The 1202-nt window shown below is 62.8% G+C and carries 1 protein-coding gene; it reads right to left on the bottom strand.

The window, feature by feature from the left end:
• Positions 1–152: 152 nt before the first annotated feature.
• Positions 153–1139 carry an IS5 family transposase gene (locus NKJ23_RS34430; protein ID WP_352685171.1) on the bottom strand — a complete coding sequence of 329 codons (987 nt, stop codon included), beginning with the start codon at positions 1137–1139 and terminating at the stop codon, positions 153–155.
• Positions 1140–1202 lie beyond the last annotated feature (63 nt).

Genomic DNA, 1202 nt, shown 5'->3' on the forward strand with positions numbered 1-1202 from the left:
GAGGGCTTTGCACGGGGAAGCGAAATCCTGGTTGGTGAGTTAATGGGGCTTTTTTGATGGCCGGGAAAGCAGTTTTCGACGGCTTGGTATGGCATCGACCGGCATGACCGGCCGATCCGCCGATTTTAGGCCGATTTTAGACAGACTCCTCCTCATGCCGGCTTTCCGCCAGGTGGATAGAGGGCGCCGACCATGGTCCGCAGATTGTAGGCGCAGGCGGCTAGTATGCATTGCGTGCGGTTGGCGGCGAGGTTGAAGAAGCGCAGGCGCCGCATGCCGTAGCGCTCCTTGAACACAGCAAAAGGCCGCTCCACAGCCGCCCGCACCTTGGCGATCAACCGGTTACGCAGCTTCTGGCGCGCCGGCAACTCGGGATGATGCTTGTTGGGCCGCCGCATCAGCCGGTCCTTGATCCCGGCCTTGGCCAGCCGATCATGCCTGGCATGGGTGTAGTAGGCCTGATCGCCATAGGCCGCCTTCTCATCGCCGCAAACCAGATTGTCGGCCGCCTCGGTGTCGGTGATCGAGGCGTCGCTTACCTCGACACGCCGGATCATGGTGTGCTCCTGGTCGGCGCCGATGTGCATCTTGTAGCCGAAGGTGCTCTTGTTGCCCTTCTTGCCCCAGCGCGCGTCCTTGTCGGCCGACGGCTTGGCCGGGCCCTGGTGGCCCTTCTTCGGCTGCTTGGGCGGCCGCCCACGGGCCTGCAGGAACGTCGCATCGACTAAGGTGCCGCGCTTGACGATCAGGCCCTTCGTCTCCAGCTGGCGGTTGATCTCCTCAAACACCTTGTCGATCAGCCGCTCGCGCGTCAGTTCCTCGCGGAAGCGCCACAGTGTCGAATGATCGGGCGTACGGTCCGAAAGGCTGAAGCCGGCAAAGCGGCGAAACGACAGCCGGTCACGGATCTGAGCCTCCAATGCCGGATCGCTCAGCCCGTGCCACACGCCCAGCAAAAGACAGCGCACCAGCGCCTCCGCCGGGTAGCTGGTGTTGCCCGAGCCGGGACCGCTGCGCTGACCCAGCAATGTTCGGATCGGTGCCCAGTCCAGTTCCTTCGATACCAGGTCGAAAATCGTCTCGTCCGACGCCGCCAGCCCGTCCGCCAGACTCAACTGACCCAGAACACGATCCGCCATCCCGAATCTCCCTGCTTCGACCATCATCACAGAATCACCAATCGGCTTCTATGCAAAGGTCTC

Origin of the sequence: Mesorhizobium sp. M0184, from assembly GCF_040322215.1 — a bacterium.
GTDB lineage: Bacteria > Pseudomonadota > Alphaproteobacteria > Rhizobiales > Rhizobiaceae > Mesorhizobium.

Coding starts and splice junctions, on each gene's coding strand:
- NKJ23_RS34430 (WP_352685171.1), bottom strand. CDS start 1,139: ATGGCGGATCGTGTTCTGGGTCAGTTGAGTCTGGCGGACGGGCTGGCG.